The organism is Shinella sp. GW821-FHT11G07, from assembly GCF_058808115.1.
Genome location: NZ_JBXARJ010000005.1, coordinates 116,842 through 137,059, shown reverse-complemented (window position 1 = coordinate 137,059; position 20,218 = coordinate 116,842). Strand labels below are relative to the sequence as shown.

Genomic DNA, 20,218 nt, shown 5'->3' with positions numbered 1-20,218 from the left:
AATTTGTTGCGCCGCAGCACCCGAGGGTCTCACCCCTTGCGAAAGACGTAGTCCGTCTCCTGCCGCAGCGTTTCGCCGGGCCGAAGAATGGCATTCGGGAAGCCGGCGTGGTTGACGGCATCCGGCCAGACCTGCGTTTCCAGGCAGAAGCCGGCAAAGGAGCCGTAGCGGCGACCATCGAGCCCTGGGACCGGCGGGCTGACTTTCGCGCCGGTGTAGAGCTGTACGCCCGGCTCCGTGGTCAGCACCTCCAGCGAGATGCCGGAGAGGGGGCTGCGAACCTGGGCTACCGCGCGTTTCTCCTGCCGTTCGGCCGAGAGGCAGAAATTATGGTCGAAGGCGACGCCGCCCTCTTCGGTCTGCCGGCGGAGCGGCGCCCAGTCGCGGAGGTCGAAGGGCGTTCCCGCGACGGAGCGGATTTCGCCGGTTGGAATGAGGTTCTCATCGACCGGCAGATAGTGTTCGGCCTTAAGGCGGATCTCGTGGCCGAGGGCGTCGGCCGTGTCGTCGAGGATGAAATAGCTGTGCTGGCAGAGGTTGACCGGTGTGGGCGCATCCGTCGTCGCCTGGTAGGCGACGGAGAGCACGCCATCGCCCGGCAGGCGATAGGTGCAGGCGATGGCGCAGGTGCCGGGATAACCGGCGCGGCCGGCGGGGTCGGCCAGCGTCAGGGTGACGAAGTCGCTGCCGTGATCGGCGATATGCCAGTTCTGCCGACCGATGCCGTCGCTGCCGCCGTGCAGGTGCGAGACGCCGCGTTCGTTGCATTCGAGCTGGTACTCGGTGCCGTCGATCGTAAACCGCCCGCCGCCGATGCGGTTGGCGCAGCGCCCCGGCGTCGCGCCGAAATAGGGGGAGTGGGCGAGGTAGGAGGGGAGATCTTCGAAGCCGAGCACCAGCGGCGCGTCCTGTCCCGTGAGCCTGAGGTCCTGGATGACGGCGCCCCAGGTCAGCACCTGGGCGGTTAGCCCGCCGCCGGTGATCGTGATGCGCTCGACCGCCTCGCCGGACTCAAGGCGACCGAAAATTTCATTCCCTGCACCCACGCTCGCGTCTCCTCGCCGATCCCAATTGCGGGCGGCAAACTGCTGCAATTCCTTCCGGCCCGCAACCGAAAAGTCATACTTTTCGAGAATCGGCCCTTAGAAGGTCTTCTGGTAGATGATGAAGGGCGTCTTGTCGGCGATGCGGTCGTAGAGGTGGCGCGCGGTGGCGTTGAACTCCTGGGTCATCCAGTAGACCTCCGGCGAGCCCGCCTCCTTTGCCTTGGCATAGACCCCTTCGATCAGCGCGCGTCCGATACCGGAGCCGCGCACCTCGGGATCGGCGAAGAGATCCTGCAGATAGCAGACATTGCCGACCGTCCAGCAGGAGCGGTGGAACAGGTAGTGGGCGAGGCCGACCGGCTTGCCGTCAAGCGTGGCGATAAGGCCGCGGAACTCGCCGTCCGCCACTTCGCCCGTCAGCCGGGCGAAGGTGGTGGCAAAAATTTCTTCCGGCAGGACCGTCTCGTAGAAGGCGAGATAGGCGGTCCACAGGCGGCGCCATTCGCCTTCATCGTCTGCATGCAAAGGGCGAATGACGACACGGCTCATGGTCAGGCTCCTGTTCTGATCTTTTCCAGATCATAACTCGTGGTTTGATAGATTTCGTTGATCCAGTTGCCGAAAAGCAGGTGCGCATGGCCACGCCAGCGGTTCTGCGGCGGCAGCGACGGATCGTTGTGCGGGAAATAGTTCTTCGGCAGCTTGATCGGCACGCCGGCCGCAACATCGCGGAAATACTCGTCGGCAAGGGATGTCGAATCATATTCGACATGGTTGAAGATATAGAGATTCTTCGCCTTGTCCTGCACCAGGCACACCCCCGTCTCGTCCGATTCCAGCAGTATATCAAGCCCCGGTACGGCGCGGATATCTTCCGCACGGATTTCCGTCCAGCGCGAGACGGGGACCTCGAAATTATCGGAGAAGCCGTTCAGGAAGACCGACGACGGTTTGCGGTTGTGGTGGCGGTAGACGCCGAATGCCTTTTCCTCCAGCGTGTGCTTCGGTACGCCGTGGAAATGGTAGATCGCCGCCATGCCGCCCCAGCAGACGTTCAGCGTCGAATGCACGTTGGTCTGCGTCCAGTCGAGGATCTCCTTCATCTCGTCCCAATAGGTGACGTCCTCGTAATCGAGGATTTCCACCGGCGCACCGGTGATGATGAAGCCGTCGAACTTGCGGTGACGCACCTCTTCCCACGTGTCGTAGAAGGCAAGCAGGTGGTCTTCAGAGGTGTTTTTCGCACGGTGGCCGCCGACGCGCACCAGCGACAGTTCCACCTGCAGTGGCGAGGCGCCGACGAGGCGCGCCATCTGCACTTCCGTCTTGATCTTGTTCGGCATGAGGTTGAGCAGCCCGATCTGCAACGGGCGGATATCCTGCCGGATCGCCACCGTTTCGGTCATCACCCGCACACCCTCGTGAACGAGGGTTTCGAAGGCGGGGAGCGTATCGGGAATCTTGATGGGCATGTCTCAACTCGATCCAAAACAAAAACCGGCCGCAACGATGTCGCAACCGGTCCACGTAAGGGTCTTCCTCGCGCGGCCCTTTAGCGACTTGTTTAACGTGGCTGCAAGCCGGCCGGCCAAATCACCACGAGCGTTTTAGATAGCGCTAGTTTCCTTGCGAATCAATCCATCGCCGGGAACGGTCAAGGCCCGGATGCAGCAAGCATCCGGGCCTTGACCGTTCAAAGCGTCGAGAACTTAGTAGTAGCTGTAGTGGCGCTTCTTGTAATAGACCTTGCCGCCCCAGTGGCCGCCCCAGCGATGGCCGTAGTGACCATAGTGGCGCTTGACGCGGTAGTGCTTGTAGCCGTGATGGCCGTAGCCATAGCTGTTGTAACCGTAGCTCTTGTGACCGTAGCCGTAATAGCCGGCCTCGGACGGGGCAGCGAAGGAAACAGCAGCGACGACGGCGACAACTGCAGAGATAATGAACTTGCGCATGGGACTCTCCTGATCTCTTTCGGGTTACAGAATGAGCTCCTCTCATCCAGTGATCAGACTTTCCCATATCGGAGGAATTTAAGCTGTTTCGGATGGAACAGGCGGTCTCGCGTCCGTTTTCCCCATCCCGGCCCACTCGCAACCTCATCCTCGGCCCTGAGCGGAGGATCCATGCCACGGCTGCGGTCGGTGGATGCTCGGGTCAAGCCCGAGCATGACGAAGGAGAGGTTGGGCGACGTTCTCAGCGGCCGCCTTGGCCTTCCAGCTCTTCCCGCAGCATTTCCAGCTCGAGCCATTCCTCTTCCATATTGGTGAGCTGCTCGCGCAGCTTTTCCATCTCGGCGGCGAGTTTGTTGAAGGTTGCCGGGTCCTTGGTGAAGAGGGCGGGATCGGCCATCTTCGCCTCGCGGACGGCGATCTCCTTTTCCGTCTTCGCCATCTCCTTCGGCAGGTTTTCGAGCGCGAACTTCTGCTTGTAGGAGAGTTTTGCCTTGCCCTTGCTATCGGGTGACGCGGCCGTGGCTGTCTCGGCGGCTTTCGCCTTCTCGGCCTTTTCCGCCTTGCGCTTCTCCTCGATTGCGCCGCGGCGCTGCGCCATCATGTCGGAATAGCCGCCGGCATATTCGATCCAGCGGCCGTCCGGGTTTTCCGGATCGGCGGGCGCGATGGTCGAGGTGACGGTGCGGTCGAGGAAGTCGCGGTCATGGCTGACGAGCAGCACGGTGCCGGCAAAACCCGCGACGATCTCCTGCAACAGGTCCAGCGTCTCGATGTCGAGGTCGTTGGTCGGTTCGTCGAGGATCAAGAGGTTGGTCGGCCGCGACAGAATGCGGGCCAGCATGAGGCGCGCGCGCTCACCGCCGGACAGGTTGCGGATCGGCGTGCGGGACTGTTCGGGCTGGAACAGGAATTCCTTCATATAGCCGGTGACGTGGCGCTGCTCGCCGTTGACGATGAGCGTCTCGCCGCGGCCGTCCGTCAGATAATGGGCGAGCGTGTCGTCGAGGTTCAGGTCCTCGCGGCGCTGGTCGAGGGTCGCGATCTCCAGGTTGGTGCCGAGCTTGACGGTGCCGCTGTCCGGCTCGAGCTGCCCGGTCAGCATCTTGAGCAGGGTGGTCTTGCCGGCACCGTTCGGGCCGACGAGGCCGATGCAGTCGCCACGGTGCACGCGGATCGAGAAGGGCGCGACGATGGTGCGCTCGCCATAGCTCTTTACGATCTTGTCCGCCTCGATGACCAGCTTGCCGGACTCTTGCGCGTCGGAGGCGCTCGCCTGCACGCTGCCCTGCGGGCCCTTGTGGCCGCGGTAGCGCGAGCGCAGATCGTGCAGCGCGCCGAGGCGGCGCATGTTGCGCTTGCGTCGCGCCGTCACGCCGTAGCGCAGCCAGTGTTCCTCGCGTTCGATCGCCTTGCCGAGCTTGTGCTGTTCCAGCTCTTCGGCCTCCAGCACCTCGTCGCGCCAGGCTTCGAAGTGACCGAAGCCCCGATTGAGCCGACGCGACTGGCCGCGATCGAGCCAGACAGTGGCGTTCGAGACCTTTTCGAGGAAACGACGGTCATGCGAGATGACGACGAGGGCCGAGCGGGTCGATTGCAGCTCGCCTTCCAGCCATTCGATGGTCGGGAGATCCAGATGGTTGGTCGGCTCGTCGAGCAGGAGAATATCCGGCTCCGGCGCCATGACGCGGGCGAGCGCCGCCCGGCGCGCCTCGCCGCCCGACAGCGACTTCGGGTCCTCGGTGCCGTTGAGGCCGAGATGTTCGAGCAGGTAGGTGACGCGGTAGGGATCGTCGCTCGGGCCAAGTCCCGATTCCGCATAGGCGGCCACCGTGTCGTAGCCGTCGAAATCCGGCGCCTGGTGCAGGTAGCGGATCGTGGCGGAGGGGTGGCGGAACACCTCGCCGGATTGCGCCTCGGCAAGGCCGGCGGCGATCTTCATCAGCGTCGACTTGCCCGAGCCGTTGCGGCCGACAAGCGAGATGCGGTCGCCGGGCTCCACCTGGAGGCTTGCGCCGGCCAGCAGCGGCGTGCCGCCGAAGCTCAGGAAGATGTCGTCGAGTTTGAGGATGGGCGGTGCCAAGGGTCAGGCTCCTGAAAGGTCATAGGGCCGGGCGATCAGGATCGCGCGGCCGGAGGCGAGCGAAAGACGGATTGCGCCTTCCGCGACATTGGAGATGGTGCGGGATGCCCCGAAGGGCAGCGAGAAATTCGTCAGCGGATAGCGCACGTTGCCGATATCGAGGCCGGCAAGCGGCGAGAGGCCGAGCACGGAAAACAGGCTGCCCTTCGGCAGGTCGATCTCGCGGTTGCCGGCCAAGAGCGGCCAGGCCTCTTCCTCACCGGAGGTGAGCTTGATGGCAAAACCCTGCTCTTCCAGCGAGACGGCGTGCAGGAGGTGCATCAGGGCATGGTCGCTGCGTTCGCCGCCGAGTGCGCCGGCCAGCACGATGTTTTTTGCGCCGCGCTCGGTGGCGACCGAGACGGCGATGGCGCCGTCGGTTTCGTTCTTGGCGACGGGATAGGGCTGGCGCTCGATGTCCGGCCAGGTGGCCAGCAGTTCCGGCGGCGTGGAATCGAAATCGCCGACCCAGATTTCCGGCGTGACGCCAAGGGTTTTCGCATGCCGCATGCCACCATCGGCCGCCACGACACGCGCACCCGCAACGTCCGCCGCAAGGCGCGGCGTCGGCTGGAGCGCGCCTCCGAGGAGGACGACGAAGGTCTGGTCTGTCGGTGCCGGCAAGGTCATGGCTGATGCCCTTAGCGCATGTTTCCGGGAAAGGGAAAGATTTTGGCGTTTTGCCCGGCTCTTCCGAGCCAGCAGGCATATCCACGCGGCGTTTCCGCCCGTGGTTTTGTGAGAGGGTATCGGACGGGGCGCTGGAAGCTGCCGCGTTAGAGTTAGGTATGTGGCACCTTGCAGCGCCCCGTTCAGCGGTTTTTGCCTGCGACTCGGTCTCTCTGGGAGGAGGGGTCTATGGGAACAGTGGCGTGCCTTTCCGCTGGGAAAGCACCATGCACGCCCTCAGACTTACGGCACCGCAGCCATGGCTGCCGGTCGGCACCGTCTTCCATCGCGCCGGACGAACCGGGGTAAACCCCCGCGGGCGTCACCCGGCGCCAAACCCGATCCCTTTGTGTGCCCCACAGGCACGCCCGGCGAATTTATCAGGAGAAACGGCAGGCCCGGCCCGGCGCCCCGCCGTTTCCCCCGGATCGCCGGAGGGAGACCATTTTCCGCAGGCCCTTCCGGTGAAGGTTCACGTCCTTCCCGCACCGAAAGCGCCGATCCCGCCTGACTGCCACGCCTGGCAGCGTATCCTTCGGCGGGATGGCAGGATTGTAGGCATGGATTCCGAGGGTGGGGAAAATGTGAAGCGGAAGTGGGGATGATGTGAGGTCGTGCCGTGTGGCGCGGATCCTCGGGTCAAGCCCGAGGATGACGAAAGAAGAGGACGCGGCGGCCCCGGAAACGGCTGTATATGCCGCACCTTGATGCCTTACCTGGATGCTGCATCTTCTACCGTTCCGTTTGATCGCCCTGCAATCTCTCCTCCCCGCCGTCATCCTCGGGCTTGGCCCGAGGATCCATGCTGCACGGCGTTCACCACAGATCCAGATACAAATCCTGCCAGTCCGGATTCATCGCCTCGATCAGCTCGATCTTCCACTGCCGATACCATCGCTTCAATGATTTTTCCCGCTGAATGGCCGTTCCGATGCTGTCATGCTCCTCGTACCAGACGAGGCGAGAGCAGCCATATGTCAAGGTGAAGCCCGCTGTCAGGCCTTCCCGATGTTCGTGAATGCGTCGCTCCAGATCGGACGTCACGCCGATGTAGAGCGTGCCGCGCTTCTGGTTGGTGGTGATGTAGACGTATCCCGCCATGCGGGAAATGTGGGAGATTGTGGATCCTCGGGTCAAGCCCGAGGATGACGAAAGGAGAGAGGAGTGTGGCAGCAAGAAGCGGTGGTGCGTGCCGCACTGTTGTGTGCTCCCGCGTGTTGCACCGTTCGATGAGCCCGCGTCTCTCTCTCTCTCTCTCCCGCTGTCATCCTCGGGCTTGACCCGAGGATCCATGCCGCACGGCACACCCAAACAGCAAAAAACCCGGATGCAGGGACATCCGGGTTTTCGGGGAGGTCAGGGGGTGGTCGGTTTATTTGCAGACCTTGATCTTCTTGATGATGACGTTGCCGTAGTAGTCGTAGGACTTCACTTTCTTGATGAAGCAGTGCGGCTTGTGGCCGTAGCTGTAGTAGCCGGCCTGCGAGGGGGCGGCGAAGGAAACCGCGGCGACGAAGGCGATGGCGGCGGAAAGGATGATCTTGCGCATGGGGTTTCTCCTGATCTCGGGGATGAGCCTCTCTCATCCGGTGATTGGACTTTCCCACATCGCCTCGCACCGCGCTGTTCCGCATGGAACAGGGTGCGACCGTGCCGTTTTGCGTCACCCGGACGACGCTTGCCCGCAAAACTCTTGCGTACTGTCACAAGCGGGATTATGCCTTTTCCTGCTCTAACGGGGTGCTTGTGGGTTTCGATCCATGGGCTGAGAGGCGGTTTCGCCAACCCGAAGAACCTGATCCGGCTCGTACCGGCGGAGGGATTAGACGGCACATTCCAGCGCCCTATTCCCGTTTGTGAACAGACTAGGAGGCGCGGATGCGCAAGATTGTATTGTCCTCGATTGCGGCACTTGCCGTTTCCATCGCTTTTCCCGCCTTCGCGCAGGACAAGACGCTAACGATCTACACCTATGAAAGCTTCGTTTCCGAATGGGGCCCCGGCCCGAAGGTCAAGGAAGTCTTCGAAAAGACCTGCGGCTGCACGGTCGAATGGGTCGGCGTCGCCGATGGCGTCGAACTGTTGACGCGCCTGAAGCTGGAAGGCGAGGGCACGAAGGCCGACGTGGTGCTCGGCCTCGACACCAACCTTATTACCGAGGCGAAGGCGACCGGGCTTTTCGAGGCGCACGGCCTGACGCCCGAGGGGCTGACGGTGCCGGGCGGTTTTTCCGACGATACGTTCCTGCCCTATGACTACGGCCATTTCGCCGTCATCTACGACACCGAAACGGTGAAAAATCCACCGACGAGCCTGAAGGAGCTGGTCGAGGGCGATCCGTCGCAGAAGATCGTCATCGAGGACCCGCGCACCTCGACGCCGGGGCTCGGCCTGCTGCTCTGGGTGAAGTCGGTCTATGGCGACAAGGCGGGCGAGGCGTGGGGCACGTTCAAGAACCGCGTCTTGACGGTGACCCCCGGCTGGTCGGAAGCATACGGCCTGTTCACCAAGGGCGAGGCACCGATGGTGCTGTCCTACACAACCTCGCCGGCCTACCATGTGATCGCGGAAAAGTCGGAGCGCTACAAGGCGGCCGCCTTCTCCGAAGGGCATTATGTGCAGATCGAGGTGGCCGGCCTGACGCGCACCTCCGACGACAAGGACCTGGCAAAGCAGTTCCTGACCTTCATGACCGGACCTGACTTCCAGTCGATCATCCCGGAAACCAACTGGATGATGCCGGCCGCCAAGACGAAGGATCCGCTGCCGGCCGCCTTCGACGCGCTGGTCAAGCCGGAAAAGACCTTCCTGATGGCATCGGACGAGGTGGCGGCGAACCGCAAGGCCTGGATCGACGAATGGCTGGCCGCGATGAGCGCCAAGTAACGTGATCTTCGCACGCGCTGAACGAAAGACATTGCGCGTCGCCGGGGGCCTTGCCCTCGGCGGCGTGCTTGCTTTCGTCGGCGTGGCGACGGTGATGCTGCTGGCGCATGCCGGCGGCGGCGATGCGCCGCTGTTCGACGCCTATATCTGGCGCGTGGCGCAGTTTACCCTGATGCAGGCGACACTTTCGACCGGGCTTTCCCTCCTGCTTGCCATTCCCGTCGCCCGCGCGCTGGCGCGACAACGGGATTTTCAGGGGCGGGTGTGGATCATCCGCCTCTCCGTCGTGCCGCTCGGGCTGCCGGCGCTGGTGGCTGCGCTTGGCATTATCGAGGTCTGGGGGCGGCAGGGTGTGGTCAACGATCTGCTGCGGCTCGGCGGTTTGCAGAACCCGGTCAGCGTCTACGGGCTCGCCGGCATCCTGATTGCCCATGTCTTCTTCAACCTGCCGCTCGCCGCCCGCTTCCTGCTGGCGGCGCTTGACCGCATTCCGCCGGAATACTGGCTGTCGTCGGCCAATCTCGGCATGGGCGGCGGTGCTGTCTTCCGGCTGATCGAATGGCCGGTGATCCGGCGCGTCCTGCCGGGCATTGCCGGGCTCGTCTTCATGCTTTGCGCGACGAGTTTCACCATCGTGCTGACGCTCGGCGGCGGGCCGGCGGCGACGACGATCGAGGTGGCGATCTATCAGGCGCTGCGCTTCGATTTCGATCCGCAGCGCGCCGTGCTTCTGGCCTTCCTGCAGATCGCCGTGACGGCGGCGCTGCTCTGGCTCCTGTCGCTGTTCGCCCGTCCCCCGGAGGAAGGCGCTACGGCCGGCCGCGCCATCCGTCGTTTCGACGGGCGCCGGCGGCGCCTTGCCGATGGGGTCGTCATCCTCGTCTTCACGCTGTTCACCGCCGCGCCGCTCGCCGCGACCCTTGCGGCGGGGCTGGCTGCGGATTTCGGGCGGCTGGCGCTCGATCCGCTGCTGCATCGGGCGCTGCTCACGAGCCTTGCGATCTCCTTTGCTTCCGCGAGCCTCAGCCTCGCGATCGCCTTGCCGGTCGTGCTCGTGCCGCGGCTTGCGGAGGCGGGTGACGCGGGTGCCGCGACGCGGGCGATGGGCCGCGCGCTGCCGGCGGTCGGTTCACTCATCCTGCTCGTGCCGCCGGTCGTCGTCGCGACCGGGTGGTTTCTGGTGCTGCGGCTGTTCGGCGAGACGGGGCGGTTCGCGCCTGCCGTCATCACCGTCATCAATGCGCTGATGGCGCTGCCCTTCGTGGTGCGCGTGCTGGAGCCGGCCTATCGCACGCATCTTGCCCGCACGGCACGGCTGGCGCTCAGCCTCGGCGTCACGGGGATGCATCGTCTGCTATGGATCGACTGGCCGGCACTTAAGAAACCGTTCCTGACGGCCTTTGCCTTTGCCATGGCGCTGTCGCTCGGCGATCTCGGGGCCGTCGCCATCTTCGGTGCCGAGGGTTTTGTCACGCTGCCCTGGCTGCTGTTCTCGCGCATGGCGAGCTATCGCACGGCGGATGCGGCGGGCATCGCGCTGATCCTCGGCCTGATATGCCTGGCTCTGACGCTGCCCTCGACGGCGGCGGAGCGTCCAACGGAAAGACCCTCCAGCGATGCCTGATATTGCCGTTCGCCTGACCGATGTCACTGTGCGCTTCGATGAGAAACGGCTGGCCTTCGATTGCGCCATCACCGTGGGCGAGGCGGTTGCCGTGGCGGGGCCATCGGGGGCGGGGAAATCGACACTGTTCAACGTGATCGCCGGTTTCCAGACGCCGGCGGCGGGGACGGTGTCGCTTCTCGGTGAGGACATGGCGGCGCGCGAACCGGCGGAGCGGCCCGTCTCGGTCATCTTCCAGGACAACAATCTCTTCACGCATCTAACGATTGCCGACAATGTCGGGCTCGGCATCGATCCGGGGCTGCGGCTCGATACGGCGGCGCGGCAGAGCGTTTTCTCGGCGCTTTCGCGGGTCGGCCTTGGCGGTTTCGAGCGACGCCTGCCCGGCTCGCTCTCCGGCGGCGAGCGGCAGCGTGTGGCGCTCGCCCGCGCGCTGGTGCGGCGCCGGCCGATCCTGTTGCTCGACGAGCCGTTTGCAGCACTCGATCCGGCCATGCGGGCCGACATGGCAAAACTGCTTCTGGAGCTGCGTGCCGAGACGAAGAGCACGATGCTGTTCATCACCCACCAGCCGGACGATATCCGCCGGCTGGCCGACCGGGTGCTGTTTCTCGAGGACGGTGCGATCGTGCTCGACGAGGCGGCGCGCGACTTCCTATCGCGGCGGGAACCGCCAGGGGTTGCAAAATTCCTCGGTCATTCCGCGATTTAGCGGAAAGGGCGGGTTTTCGCTCTCAACCGGTGCCACAATTTGGTCGCCCCCCTGTGTCACCGGAGCCACAAGGGAAGCGTTTGTCGAATCGGAGGTTGCCGGCCGGGTATGGTGCGTCTATCTCCTCTATTCGAGGACGCGAGGATCCGCGTTCGAGCTGCACCGCAGGGTTGCTGTTCGGGCGAGGGCTCCGTCATGGCTGTGGGCAAGAGAAATGGCGAAAGCAATGCAGGACACTGCAGTGGTATCCGGACGCGGGGTTTTCAGACCCATCGCGGGGCTGCTGCTTGCCGGCATGCTGCTTTCCGGCTGCCAGTCGATCATCGAGCAGACCTACGAGCCGACGATCTCGCCATCGTCCAATCCGCAGATCGTCGACGAGGTGCAGAAGAACGATCCGCGCGCCCAGATGGGTGCACGCGAGCATCCGCGCATCGTTGCGAGCTATGGCGGCGAGTACAAGGACGCCAAGACCGAGCGGCTTGTCGCGCGCATTGCCGGCGCGCTGACGCTCGTTTCGGAAAACCCGAACCAGTCCTATCGCATCACCATCCTGAATTCACCGGCGATCAACGCCTTTGCGCTGCCGGGCGGTTATCTCTACGTGACGCGCGGCCTGCTGGCGCTTGCCAATGATGCATCGGAAGTGGCGGCCGTGCTGTCGCACGAAATGGCGCACGTCACCGCCAATCACGGCATTGAACGGCAGAAGAAGGAAGAGGCGGAAGTCATCGCGAGCCGCGTGGTGGCGGAAGTGCTCTCCAGCAACATTGCCGGCAAGCAGGCGCTGGCGCGCGGGAAAATGCGCCTCGCCGCCTTCTCGCGCAACCAGGAACTCCAGGCCGACGTCATCGGTGTGCGCATGCTGGGTGAGGCGGGTTACGACCCGTATGCGGCGGCGCGTTTCCTCGATTCCATGGCAGCCTATGCCCGCTTCACGGCGGTCGACCCCGATTCCGACCAGAGCCTCGACTTCCTGTCGAGCCATCCGAACGCGCCGCAGCGCGTGGAACTGGCGCGGCTGCATGCGCGGGCCTTCGGGGCGGAAGGCACGGTGGGCGACCGTGGCCGCGATTATTACCTCGCCGGCATCGACGGTCTGCTCTACGGCGATGCGCCGGAAGAAGGCTATGTGCGCGGCCAGACCTTCCTGCACGGCAAGCTCGGCATCCGCTTCGACGTGCCGGTCGGCTTCCAGATCGACAACAAGGCCGAGGCGGTTCTGGCGACGGGTCCCGGCGACGTGGCGATCCGCTTCGACGGCGTGGCCGACAGCCGCGGACAGGACCTGGTCAACTATATTTCGAGCGGCTGGGTGACAGGCCTCCGGCCCGAGACGATCCAGCCCATCATGATCAACGGGCTGGAGGGTGCCACCGCCAAGGCGGCGGCCGACCGCTGGGAGTTCGACGTCACGGTCGTGCGCATCGACAAGCAGATCTACCGCTTCCTGACGGCGGTGCCGGCGGGATCGAAGGCGCTGGAACCGACGGCTGCGACCCTCAAGGGATCGTTCCGCAAGCTGACGCCGGCCGAAGTCGCCTCGCTGAAGCCATTGCGTATCCGAGTCATTGCGGCGCGCGCCGGGGATACCGTGGGATCGCTTGCCGCACGCATGATGGGCACGGACAGGAAGGTCGATCTTTTCCGGCTGATCAACGCGATGACGGCGACCAGCACGGTGCGGCCGGGCGAAAAGTTCAAGATCATCAGCGAGTGATTTGAGAGGCGCCTCGTTTGAGGCGCGCCGAGAGCATGGATCCCCGGGTTTGACCCGGGGATCCGCCGGCATGGCGTCTCATGCGTAGGCGAAATCCGTCGTCTTGCTCACCAGCACCGCTTTCAGCTTTTCCAGCGCGCGGTTCTCGATCTGGCGGACCCGCTCCTTGGAAATGCCGAGAAGAACGCCGAGTTCTTCGAGCGTCGCGCCGTTTTCCGCAAGGCGGCGGGCGCGGATGATCTTCATCTCGCGCTCGTTCAGCTGGCCGAGTGCTGCGTGCAGCCAATGGTGACGCCGTTCGCCGTCGATGCTGCCTTCGGCCTGTTCGTCCGGCAGGGGGGCGTCGCTGGTCAGGAAGTCGAGGCGGCTGGAGCTTTCGCCCTCGGCCGAGGAAATCGGCGCCTGAAGCGACAGGTCGGAGGAGGAGAGGCGGGCATCCATGGTGCGCACGTCGGCCGTGCTGACGCCGAGGGCTGCGGCGATCTCCTGGTGCATGGCTTCCGCCGTCAGATAGGTGTCGCCGCGCGCGAGGCGGGCGCGCAGGCGCCGCAGATTGAAGAACAGCGCCTTCTGGGCGGAGCTTGTGCCGCCGCGCACGATGGACCAGTTGCGCAGCACATAATCCTGGATCGAGGCGCGGATCCACCAGCTGGCATAGGTGGAGAAGCGCACCTGGCGCTCCGGCTCGAAGCGGGCGGCGGCTTCCAAGAGGCCGATATAGCCTTCCTGAACGAGATCGCCGAGCGGAAGGCCGAAGTTGCGGAACTTGCCGGCCATCGAAACGACAAGCCGCATATGCGCCATGGCGATGCGGTTGCGGGCTTCCTGATCCTTGTTGTCCTTCCAGGCGTGGGCGAGGGCCTGCTCTTCCTCCCGCTCGAGATAGGGAGCCGACATTGCAAGCTTGATCATGCGGCGGTCTGCGGTCGTCGTAGCCATGGGGTCTCTCCACGTGAACCGAACCGATGCAAGGACGCCCGTTTCAGGCATTCGCCTTGCACCCTGCTTGATGATGACGTTTCAGAAAGACCGACGGTTCGCCCGAAACACCGATTCCGGGAAAAAAAGTGATGACCTCACGCCGCGGCCGCCCGAAGCCGGTCGTCCTCGGGGTTGCAAACGGCTCTGCGGCAGAAAAGTTCCAAAGAAAAAGCCCGGCTGTTGCCAGCCGGGCTTTAAATTTGGAAGGCGCGCCCTAGATCAGGCCGCTTCGTCCTGGGAGTCGTCTTCTTCGATGGCCTTGCCGCGCTTCGGACCCTTGCTCAGGTTGGTCTCGACGAGACGAACGGCTTCGGTTTCCGACATCTTGTTGACGGCTGCGATTTCGCGAGCCATGCGGTCGAGGGCGGCTTCATAGAGCTGACGCTCGGAATAGGACTGTTCCGGCTGGTTTTCGGCACGGTACAGATCGCGAACCACCTCGGCGATCGAGATCAGGTCGCCGGAATTGATCTTGGCATCATATTCCTGCGCGCGGCGCGACCACATGGTGCGCTTCACACGGGCCTTGCCCTGGACAACCTTCAGAGCGCGTTCGACGAAATCGGTCTCCGACAGCTTGCGCATGCCGATGGAAACGGCCTTGGCAACCGGCACCTTGAGACGCATCTTGTCCTTTTCGAAATCGATGACAAAAAGCTCAAGCTTCATGCCGGCGACTTCCTGCTCGTCGATGGCGACGATCTGACCGACGCCGTGAGCGGGATAAACGATCGATTCACCGGTCTTGAAGCCATGGCGCGTGGAAGATTTCTTCTGCTGGGTCGTCATTCTGTTCAAATACTCCCTGTTACGCTCCCGGCGATGCCGGGTGGGTCCGGGGACCCGGGAAAGACGGGGGCACCCTGGGGGGTGTCACCATTCTGGTCCGTCCGCCGACGCAAAAAGGTCCCCTAGCGACGCGATCACATGTGAGCAACCGAGGTTGCCTATGGGAGGTGAGCGACGTTGAGGGATCGTTTGCTTTCGTGGTGGTGTTCGGGCATGCGAAATGCCGCGATGTGGATCAGTATTCAGACCCTACCACAAAAAAGTGCCGAAATCAATAATTTGCTTCGCATGGGTCATCAAGCCTGCCCTATCGCTTTTTCGCGGGAGCATGCTTTTTTCCCCAGGTTCACTCGGCGGCTTGCGCGGGCCGGTGAGGTTTTGAAGGTCGGCGTCCGATGCGCTACCGCGCCAACCTGTTGTTTTCCCGCACTGTGTGGGCGGCAGGCAAATGCGTTCCGGCGACCGGATGTCTCAGTCGCCCTGGCCGGGGTTCGGCGAGAAGAACTGCTCGTACTTGCCCTCGACGCCGTCCATTTCCTTGGCTTCCGGCATGGCATCGCGCTTGACCGTGACGTTCGGCCAGATCGAGGCGAACTCGGTATTGATCTTCAGCCACTTGTCGAGGCCCGGTTCGGTGTCCGGCTTGATCGCTTCCGCAGGACATTCGGGCTCGCAGACGCCGCAGTCGATGCACTCGTCGGGATGGATGACGAGAAAATTCTCACCCTCGTAGAAGCAGTCGACAGGGCAGACTTCGACGCAGTCCATGTATTTGCAGCGGATGCAGTTGTCGGTCACGACATACGTCATGAGTCACTCCAGAGTAGTCATAAGGCGGCGGAGCCGTCCGCCACCGCAGAACCTGTCACGCGATCGGCCTGCCGGACGGGAATGCCGCGCACGCGCAGGCGGTCCGGAGGCTGAGGTAAAGGCTTTGGGGGCGCTTTGCAAGCGTAATACATGCGTCGCCGGGCGCATGCGAGGTATAGAATTCTAATCCTCGTCTTTGCCGGAAAAACCATGCAGGCGGTCGGTTTCCCGGCGTTCCCGCTTGGTCGGGCGGCCGGCGCCGCGCTCGCGCGTTGCCTGGTCGTAGAGCGAGCGTTCCTCGCGCGGCGGCGGGGGCGGCGTCATGTCGCTGTAGAGGTGGCGGGCTTCCTCATACGGGCCGCGGCGTTCGCCGGGCAGAAGCACCTTGACGATCATGTCGTGCCGGTCGAGCGAAAGCGCGACGACATCGCCGGGACGCAGGGCATGGGACGGCTGGCGGACCTTGACGCCGTTGACGCTGACATCGCCGGCCTCGACGGATTTCGCGGCCAGCGAGCGCGACTTGCGCAGGCGCGCGAAGAACAGCCACTTGTCGATGCGCTGTCGCGCCTGACCTGCCGGCTGTTCTTCGTGTTGCGCCATCGCTTACTTCTTCATCTGCTCCTTGAGCGCTGCCAGCTTGGCGAAGGGTGAATCCGGATCGATCGGCTTTTCCTTGCGGGGTGGCCGAGCCTCGAATTTCGCCTGCTGCGGCTTGGCCGCGCGATCGTTGCGTTCGCCGCGATCCGGGCGGTTGCCCCCCTGCGGCTTTCCGTCGCGGCCCTTGTTCTGGTCCGGACGGCCACGGCCGCCGTCGCGACGGTCGCCCCGCTCACCGGTCGGCTGGTTGCGATTGCGATCGCCGCCGCGGCGTTCGCCCTGGCCCTGGCGTTCGCCGTTGTTGCGATCACCCTGACGCTCGCCGCCATGGCGATTGCCCTGGCGCTGGTTGTTGTCGTGACGCGAGCCCGGACGCCAGAGCAGAACCGGCTTGACTTCGACCGGTTCGCCTTCGGCGGCAGCGTCTGCTGCGACGGGCGTTTCTACGGCGGCTTCTGGCTCGGCAGCCGGCGCCTGCTCGGCCGTCGCGGCTGCAGCCGGCGCCTCGCTGTCGGCATCCGACGCGTCGGCGTCATGTTCGTCCGTCGTCTCGCTGGTTGCTTCAGCCGTCTCGCTGGTTGCTTCAGCCGTTTCGGCGGTCGCATCTGCCGGTTCGGCGGCAGCAACGGCTGCGGGTGCCTGCGCGGCGAGGAAGGCGGCGGCCTCCTCGGGCTTCACGCTGTCGGCACGATAGCCGAGACCCTTCAGGATCTCTTCCATATCGTCCGGCGTCGCACCCAGGATGGACAGCATGGCGGTCGTCGCCGTGAAGCGGCGGCCGTCATAGGCGCCTTCCGGACGCGGCGTGCCCGGCTTCCACTGCAGCAGCGGGCGGATGAGATCGGCGAGGCGCTCGAGAATGTCGATGCGCACGGCGCGCTTGCCGAGGAAGCGGAAGCCGGCGAGCTTGTAGAAGGCGCGCTCATAGGTCGGATCGGTGACAACAGAGGTGCGGCCGGCGGCCAGCACCGGAATGAGGTCGCCGTAACCCGGCTTGTCGATGCCGTCGTTCTTCAGTGCCCAGAGCAGGGTGATGAGTTCGGCCGGCGCCGGCTTCAGGAGGGCCGGCATGAAGATGTGGTAGGCGCCGAAGCGGATGCCGTGCTTGCGCATGGAGGCGCGGGCATCCTGGTCGAGCGCTTTCACATCATCCGCAACGTCGCGGCGGAACAGCACGCCGAGATTTTCGACGAGCTGGAAGGCGAGACCCTTGGCGAGGCCCTGAAGGTCTTCCGCGCGCGAAAGATCGTCGAGCGGCTTCAGCACGGTCGCGATGTGATGGTTGACGTAGCGCTCGATGCGGGCGGCGACGTGGTCGCGCGCATTGCCGGTCAACTGCTCGTCGGAGAGCAGGATGACGCGCGGACGCATGATATGGTCGGAGGGCGCGAGGCGCGCGACGGGATCGCCGAGCCAGCGCACCGTGCCATCGGAACCGAGCGCGAGGTCGGCATTGCCAGCGGCATGCAGGCGCGCGGCACGAGCCTCGAACTCCAGCGCAAGCGCCTTATGCGCGGCAGCCTGTACGGCCTTCGCATCGGGTCCTTCCGTTCCGGAGACGAGCGTGAACCGGAAACCGGCCAACTGCCCGACATGATGTCCTTCTACGAAGACATCGCCATTCACACTGATTTCAGCTTCCAACATCGCATTCTCTCTCAGGCGCTTCATGAGCACAGATGTCCTGCGATCAACAAAGCGTTTCGTCAACCGTTCATGTAGCGCATCGGACAATCGGTCTTCGATTTCCCGCGTCTTTTCCTGCCAGTGTGTCGGATCGGCAAGCCATCCGGGCCGATTCGACACATAGGTCCACGTCCGTATCTGCGCGATTCGCGCCGAAAGCGTGTCGATTTCACCGTCGGTTCTGTCGGCCCGCCGGACCTGATCCGCCATGAAATCTTCGTTAACCGTACCGCGCTTTACGAGGTCCGCATAGAGCGTCGAAATCAGGTCGGCGTGCTGGGCGGGGGTGATGCGGCGGTAGTCGGGAAGCGCGCAGGCCTCCCACAGTTTCTGCACGCGCTCCGGCGTCGTCGCGAGGTCGCGCACGTCCGGATAGCGCGAAAGATGTTCGAGCGCCTGCTGGTCGACGGCCGGCAGCGCTCGCGTCAGGCCGGCGATCGGTGGTGCGGCGTCGAGCGACTTGCGCAGCGTCACGAGCGACGAATAGTCGAAGCGCGTGGTGCGCCATTGCAAGACTTTGACGGGATCGAACTGGTGCGTCTCGATGCGCTTGACCAGCTCGTCGTCGAAGGGATCGACGCGGCTCGTGATGCCGAAGGTGCCGTCGCGCAGGTGCCGGCCGGCGCGGCCGGCGATCTGGGCGAGTTCGGCGGGGTTCAGATTGCGGAACTGGTAGCCGTCGAATTTCCGGTCCTGCGCGAAGGCGACATGGTCGACGTCGAGGTTGAGCCCCATGCCGATGGCGTCGGTGGCGACGAGATATTCGACGTCGCCTTCCTGATAGAGCGCGACCTGGGCGTTGCGGGTGCGCGGGCTCAGCGCGCCGAGCACCACCGCCGCCCCGCCGCGCTGGCGGCGGATCAGTTCGGCGATCGCATAGACCTCGTCGGCGGAAAACGCGACGATGGCGGTGCGCTGCGGCAGGCGGGTGATCTTCTTCGAGCCGGCATAGAAGAGCTGGGAAAGGCGCGGCCGTTCGATGACATGGATGCCGGGCAGCAGCTGCTCGAGGATCGGCTTCATGGTGGCGGCACCGAGCAGCAGCGTCTCGTCGCGGCCCCTCAAGTGCAGCACGCGGTCGGTGAAGATATGGCCGCGCTCGAGATCGCCGGCGAGCTGCACCTCGTCGATGGCGACGAAAGAGGCGCGCGTCTCGCGCGGCATGGCCTCCACCGTGCAGACCGAAAAGCGCGCCATATGCGGCGTGATCTTCTCCTCGCCGGTGACGAGCGCCACATTGTGCTGCCCGACCTTCTCGACCACACGCGTATAGACCTCGCGCGCCAGGAGGCGCAGAGGCAGGCCGATAATGCCCGTCTCATGTGCCACCATGCGCTCGATTGCGTAGTGGGTCTTGCCCGTATTCGTCGGGCCGAGCACCGCGGTGACCCCGCGGCCGCTCAAGATCATAGGTGCTTGCGACAAGTCACATACCGGTTGTTTCAACGCTCGCCAGACGCATCCGGCAGGCAACAGATGCCCATCGGGGGCCGCGATGGCAAGGGGGGAGGCGAAACTGCGTGTTTTTCCGGGTCGTTTGCCGGCTTATGGAACGGGAGCGGAACGAAACGGCGACGAATCGCTGACTCGGGCGGATTCAGGGTTTGTTCACCACAACGGGTGGACGGGATTGGTGCGGTGGGGGCGAAATGTTGAATCGGATCAATGGATTTGGCGCTTGGTTTTGGCGACCGTAGAGACGCACCGATCTTAATAGCGGAGGTGCCGATCAATGAACCTAACGATTGCGATTCCTTGGCGATTGGCCATATGCTCCGCCGTCTCATCTCCTGACCAAACCGTCCAGTGGGCAAGGAGATGATCGTCGAGAACCACTGCCGCCGAGCAGAACTTTGACGAAGGGTCGCGATCACATACCGTTTGTACCAAACCCGGTTTTGTCAGTTGCAAAGAGACTATCTGATCAAAAACCCGCTCACGCCCGACAGTGGTATGAGATTTCAGCATGCTGATCTCGCGGATATCCATTAGCTCGAAGCTTCCTGGAAGATCAGCGAGTTCCTCTGATCTTAATCCGGTGCAAAGCTGCCTTGCCCACATGCGACTTAGCAACGGGCAGATTTCCCGCGAGATCGACATCTCGTTGTAGGAACCATAAAGGGCAATAGACATCCGTAATGAACGCGCTGAAACTGGTCTTTCGGGATCATTTGCTTGTTTTACAAGTTGCTTTCTCGCGTCGTCCGAAGACGAAGCCTTATCAAAAGCCGCTTGAAAATTAGCGTTCCGAACAGAAGCGCCGCTAAGCGCTACGAAGGGTAAAACAACCGTCTCATCGGCGATCGAAAAGTGTGCGTCACTCGATAGAAAATCGACATCCGGTATCGGCGGATTTTGGTTGTCACAGGAAGTCGAAAAGAAAAAGACCGCCAACAAGAGGCCAATGACCCTGCAATCCATGTGTATTCGTTTCCGCAAAATAATCCAAAAAACGACTTACGATGCCCGCCTACCCCGGCTCATCCGTTCTGGTGTCCGCTTGCGCGGATTGAAGTCAACCATCTAGGAAATATTAAACTGTTGAATGTTCTGAAGAGCGGTTACCCTCGTCGAGGCTAACGGAAAGCACGGCCTGTCGTTGGATTGCTTCGGCTATTTCAAT

General features: G+C 63.5%; 18 protein-coding genes and 2 riboswitches. Of the genes, 4 read left to right on the top strand and 14 right to left on the bottom strand.

Going from position 1 to position 20,218, the window contains the following annotated elements:
- Nucleotides 1-29: 29 nt before the first annotated feature.
- The 8 genes from AC1RT2_RS11725 to AC1RT2_RS11690 form a co-directional block, all read right to left on the bottom strand.
- Complete coding sequence (locus AC1RT2_RS11725; RefSeq protein WP_493102025.1) at nucleotides 30-1,046, bottom strand: aldose epimerase family protein; 1,017 nt, start codon at nucleotides 1,044-1,046, stop codon at nucleotides 30-32.
- 96 nt (nucleotides 1,047-1,142) lie between these two features.
- On the bottom strand, nucleotides 1,143-1,595 hold the full coding sequence (locus tag AC1RT2_RS11720) for a GNAT family N-acetyltransferase (RefSeq protein ID WP_493102023.1): 453 nt from the start codon (nucleotides 1,593-1,595) through the stop codon (nucleotides 1,143-1,145).
- Between the two features lie 2 nt (nucleotides 1,596-1,597).
- A complete protein-coding gene (gene metA / locus AC1RT2_RS11715; RefSeq protein ID WP_493102021.1) occupies nucleotides 1,598-2,518 on the bottom strand; it encodes a homoserine O-acetyltransferase MetA in 921 nt (306 codons plus the stop codon).
- 60 nt (nucleotides 2,519-2,578) lie between these two features.
- A riboswitch (SAM riboswitch) is annotated at nucleotides 2,579-2,656 on the bottom strand.
- Between the two features lie 99 nt (nucleotides 2,657-2,755).
- Nucleotides 2,756-2,998 carry a hypothetical protein gene (locus AC1RT2_RS11710; protein ID WP_069060694.1) on the bottom strand — a complete coding sequence of 81 codons (243 nt, stop codon included), beginning with the start codon at nucleotides 2,996-2,998 and terminating at the stop codon, nucleotides 2,756-2,758.
- Nucleotides 2,999-3,240: 242 nt separating this feature from the next.
- Nucleotides 3,241-5,079 carry an ABC-F family ATP-binding cassette domain-containing protein gene (locus AC1RT2_RS11705; protein WP_493102019.1) on the bottom strand — a complete coding sequence of 613 codons (1,839 nt, stop codon included), beginning with the start codon at nucleotides 5,077-5,079 and terminating at the stop codon, nucleotides 3,241-3,243.
- Between the two features lie 3 nt (nucleotides 5,080-5,082).
- Nucleotides 5,083-5,748, bottom strand: coding sequence for a thiamine diphosphokinase (locus tag AC1RT2_RS11700; RefSeq protein ID WP_493102017.1), 666 nt, complete (start codon nucleotides 5,746-5,748; stop codon nucleotides 5,083-5,085).
- Between the two features lie 855 nt (nucleotides 5,749-6,603).
- Entirely contained in the window at nucleotides 6,604-6,888 is a 285-nt protein-coding gene (locus AC1RT2_RS11695; protein WP_493102015.1) for a GIY-YIG nuclease family protein, read from the bottom strand.
- Nucleotides 6,889-7,159: 271 nt separating this feature from the next.
- Nucleotides 7,160-7,336, bottom strand: coding sequence for a hypothetical protein (locus AC1RT2_RS11690; RefSeq protein ID WP_493102013.1), 177 nt, complete (start codon nucleotides 7,334-7,336; stop codon nucleotides 7,160-7,162).
- 177 nt (nucleotides 7,337-7,513) lie between these two features.
- A riboswitch (TPP riboswitch) is annotated at nucleotides 7,514-7,626 on the top strand.
- 39 nt (nucleotides 7,627-7,665) lie between these two features.
- On the opposite strand from AC1RT2_RS11690, the gene thiB reads away from it, so the two are divergent.
- From thiB to AC1RT2_RS11670, 4 genes are all read left to right on the top strand, one after another.
- Complete coding sequence (gene thiB / locus AC1RT2_RS11685) at nucleotides 7,666-8,673, top strand: thiamine ABC transporter substrate binding subunit (protein WP_493102011.1); 1,008 nt, start codon at nucleotides 7,666-7,668, stop codon at nucleotides 8,671-8,673.
- A gap of 4 nt (nucleotides 8,674-8,677) precedes the next feature.
- The gene (thiP, locus tag AC1RT2_RS11680) at nucleotides 8,678-10,297 is read left to right on the top strand and encodes a thiamine/thiamine pyrophosphate ABC transporter permease (RefSeq protein WP_493102360.1); all 1,620 of its coding nucleotides are present in this window, start codon (nucleotides 8,678-8,680) and stop codon (nucleotides 10,295-10,297) included.
- Entirely contained in the window at nucleotides 10,290-11,009 is a 720-nt protein-coding gene (gene thiQ / locus AC1RT2_RS11675; protein WP_493102009.1) for a thiamine ABC transporter ATP-binding protein, read from the top strand. Before thiP ends, thiQ begins: the two co-directional genes overlap by 8 nt.
- A 226-nt stretch (nucleotides 11,010-11,235) precedes the next feature.
- On the top strand, nucleotides 11,236-12,729 hold the full coding sequence (locus tag AC1RT2_RS11670; protein ID WP_150129981.1) for a M48 family metalloprotease: 1,494 nt from the start codon (nucleotides 11,236-11,238) through the stop codon (nucleotides 12,727-12,729).
- Nucleotides 12,730-12,807: 78 nt separating this feature from the next.
- Here the strand turns inward: AC1RT2_RS11670 and AC1RT2_RS11665 are convergent, their stop codons facing one another.
- From AC1RT2_RS11665 to AC1RT2_RS11640, 6 genes are all read right to left on the bottom strand, one after another.
- Nucleotides 12,808-13,668 (bottom strand): RNA polymerase factor sigma-32, encoded by an 861-nt coding sequence (locus AC1RT2_RS11665; RefSeq protein WP_069060700.1) that lies wholly within the window; start codon nucleotides 13,666-13,668, stop codon nucleotides 12,808-12,810.
- 261 nt (nucleotides 13,669-13,929) lie between these two features.
- Nucleotides 13,930-14,499 carry a CarD family transcriptional regulator gene (locus AC1RT2_RS11660; RefSeq protein WP_069060701.1) on the bottom strand — a complete coding sequence of 190 codons (570 nt, stop codon included), beginning with the start codon at nucleotides 14,497-14,499 and terminating at the stop codon, nucleotides 13,930-13,932.
- Between the two features lie 471 nt (nucleotides 14,500-14,970).
- The gene (gene fdxA, locus AC1RT2_RS11655) at nucleotides 14,971-15,309 is read right to left on the bottom strand and encodes a ferredoxin FdxA (protein WP_069060702.1); all 339 of its coding nucleotides are present in this window, start codon (nucleotides 15,307-15,309) and stop codon (nucleotides 14,971-14,973) included.
- Between the two features lie 183 nt (nucleotides 15,310-15,492).
- The gene (locus AC1RT2_RS11650) at nucleotides 15,493-15,912 is read right to left on the bottom strand and encodes an RNA-binding S4 domain-containing protein (protein ID WP_493102006.1); all 420 of its coding nucleotides are present in this window, start codon (nucleotides 15,910-15,912) and stop codon (nucleotides 15,493-15,495) included.
- Nucleotides 15,913-15,915: 3 nt separating this feature from the next.
- Complete coding sequence (locus AC1RT2_RS11645; protein WP_493102004.1) at nucleotides 15,916-19,005, bottom strand: helicase-related protein; 3,090 nt, start codon at nucleotides 19,003-19,005, stop codon at nucleotides 15,916-15,918.
- A 300-nt stretch (nucleotides 19,006-19,305) separates the two neighbouring features.
- Nucleotides 19,306-20,016, bottom strand: a complete 711-nt coding sequence (locus tag AC1RT2_RS11640) for a hypothetical protein (protein ID WP_493102002.1) — start codon at nucleotides 20,014-20,016, stop codon at nucleotides 19,306-19,308.
- Between the last annotated feature and the right edge of the window lie 202 nt (nucleotides 20,017-20,218).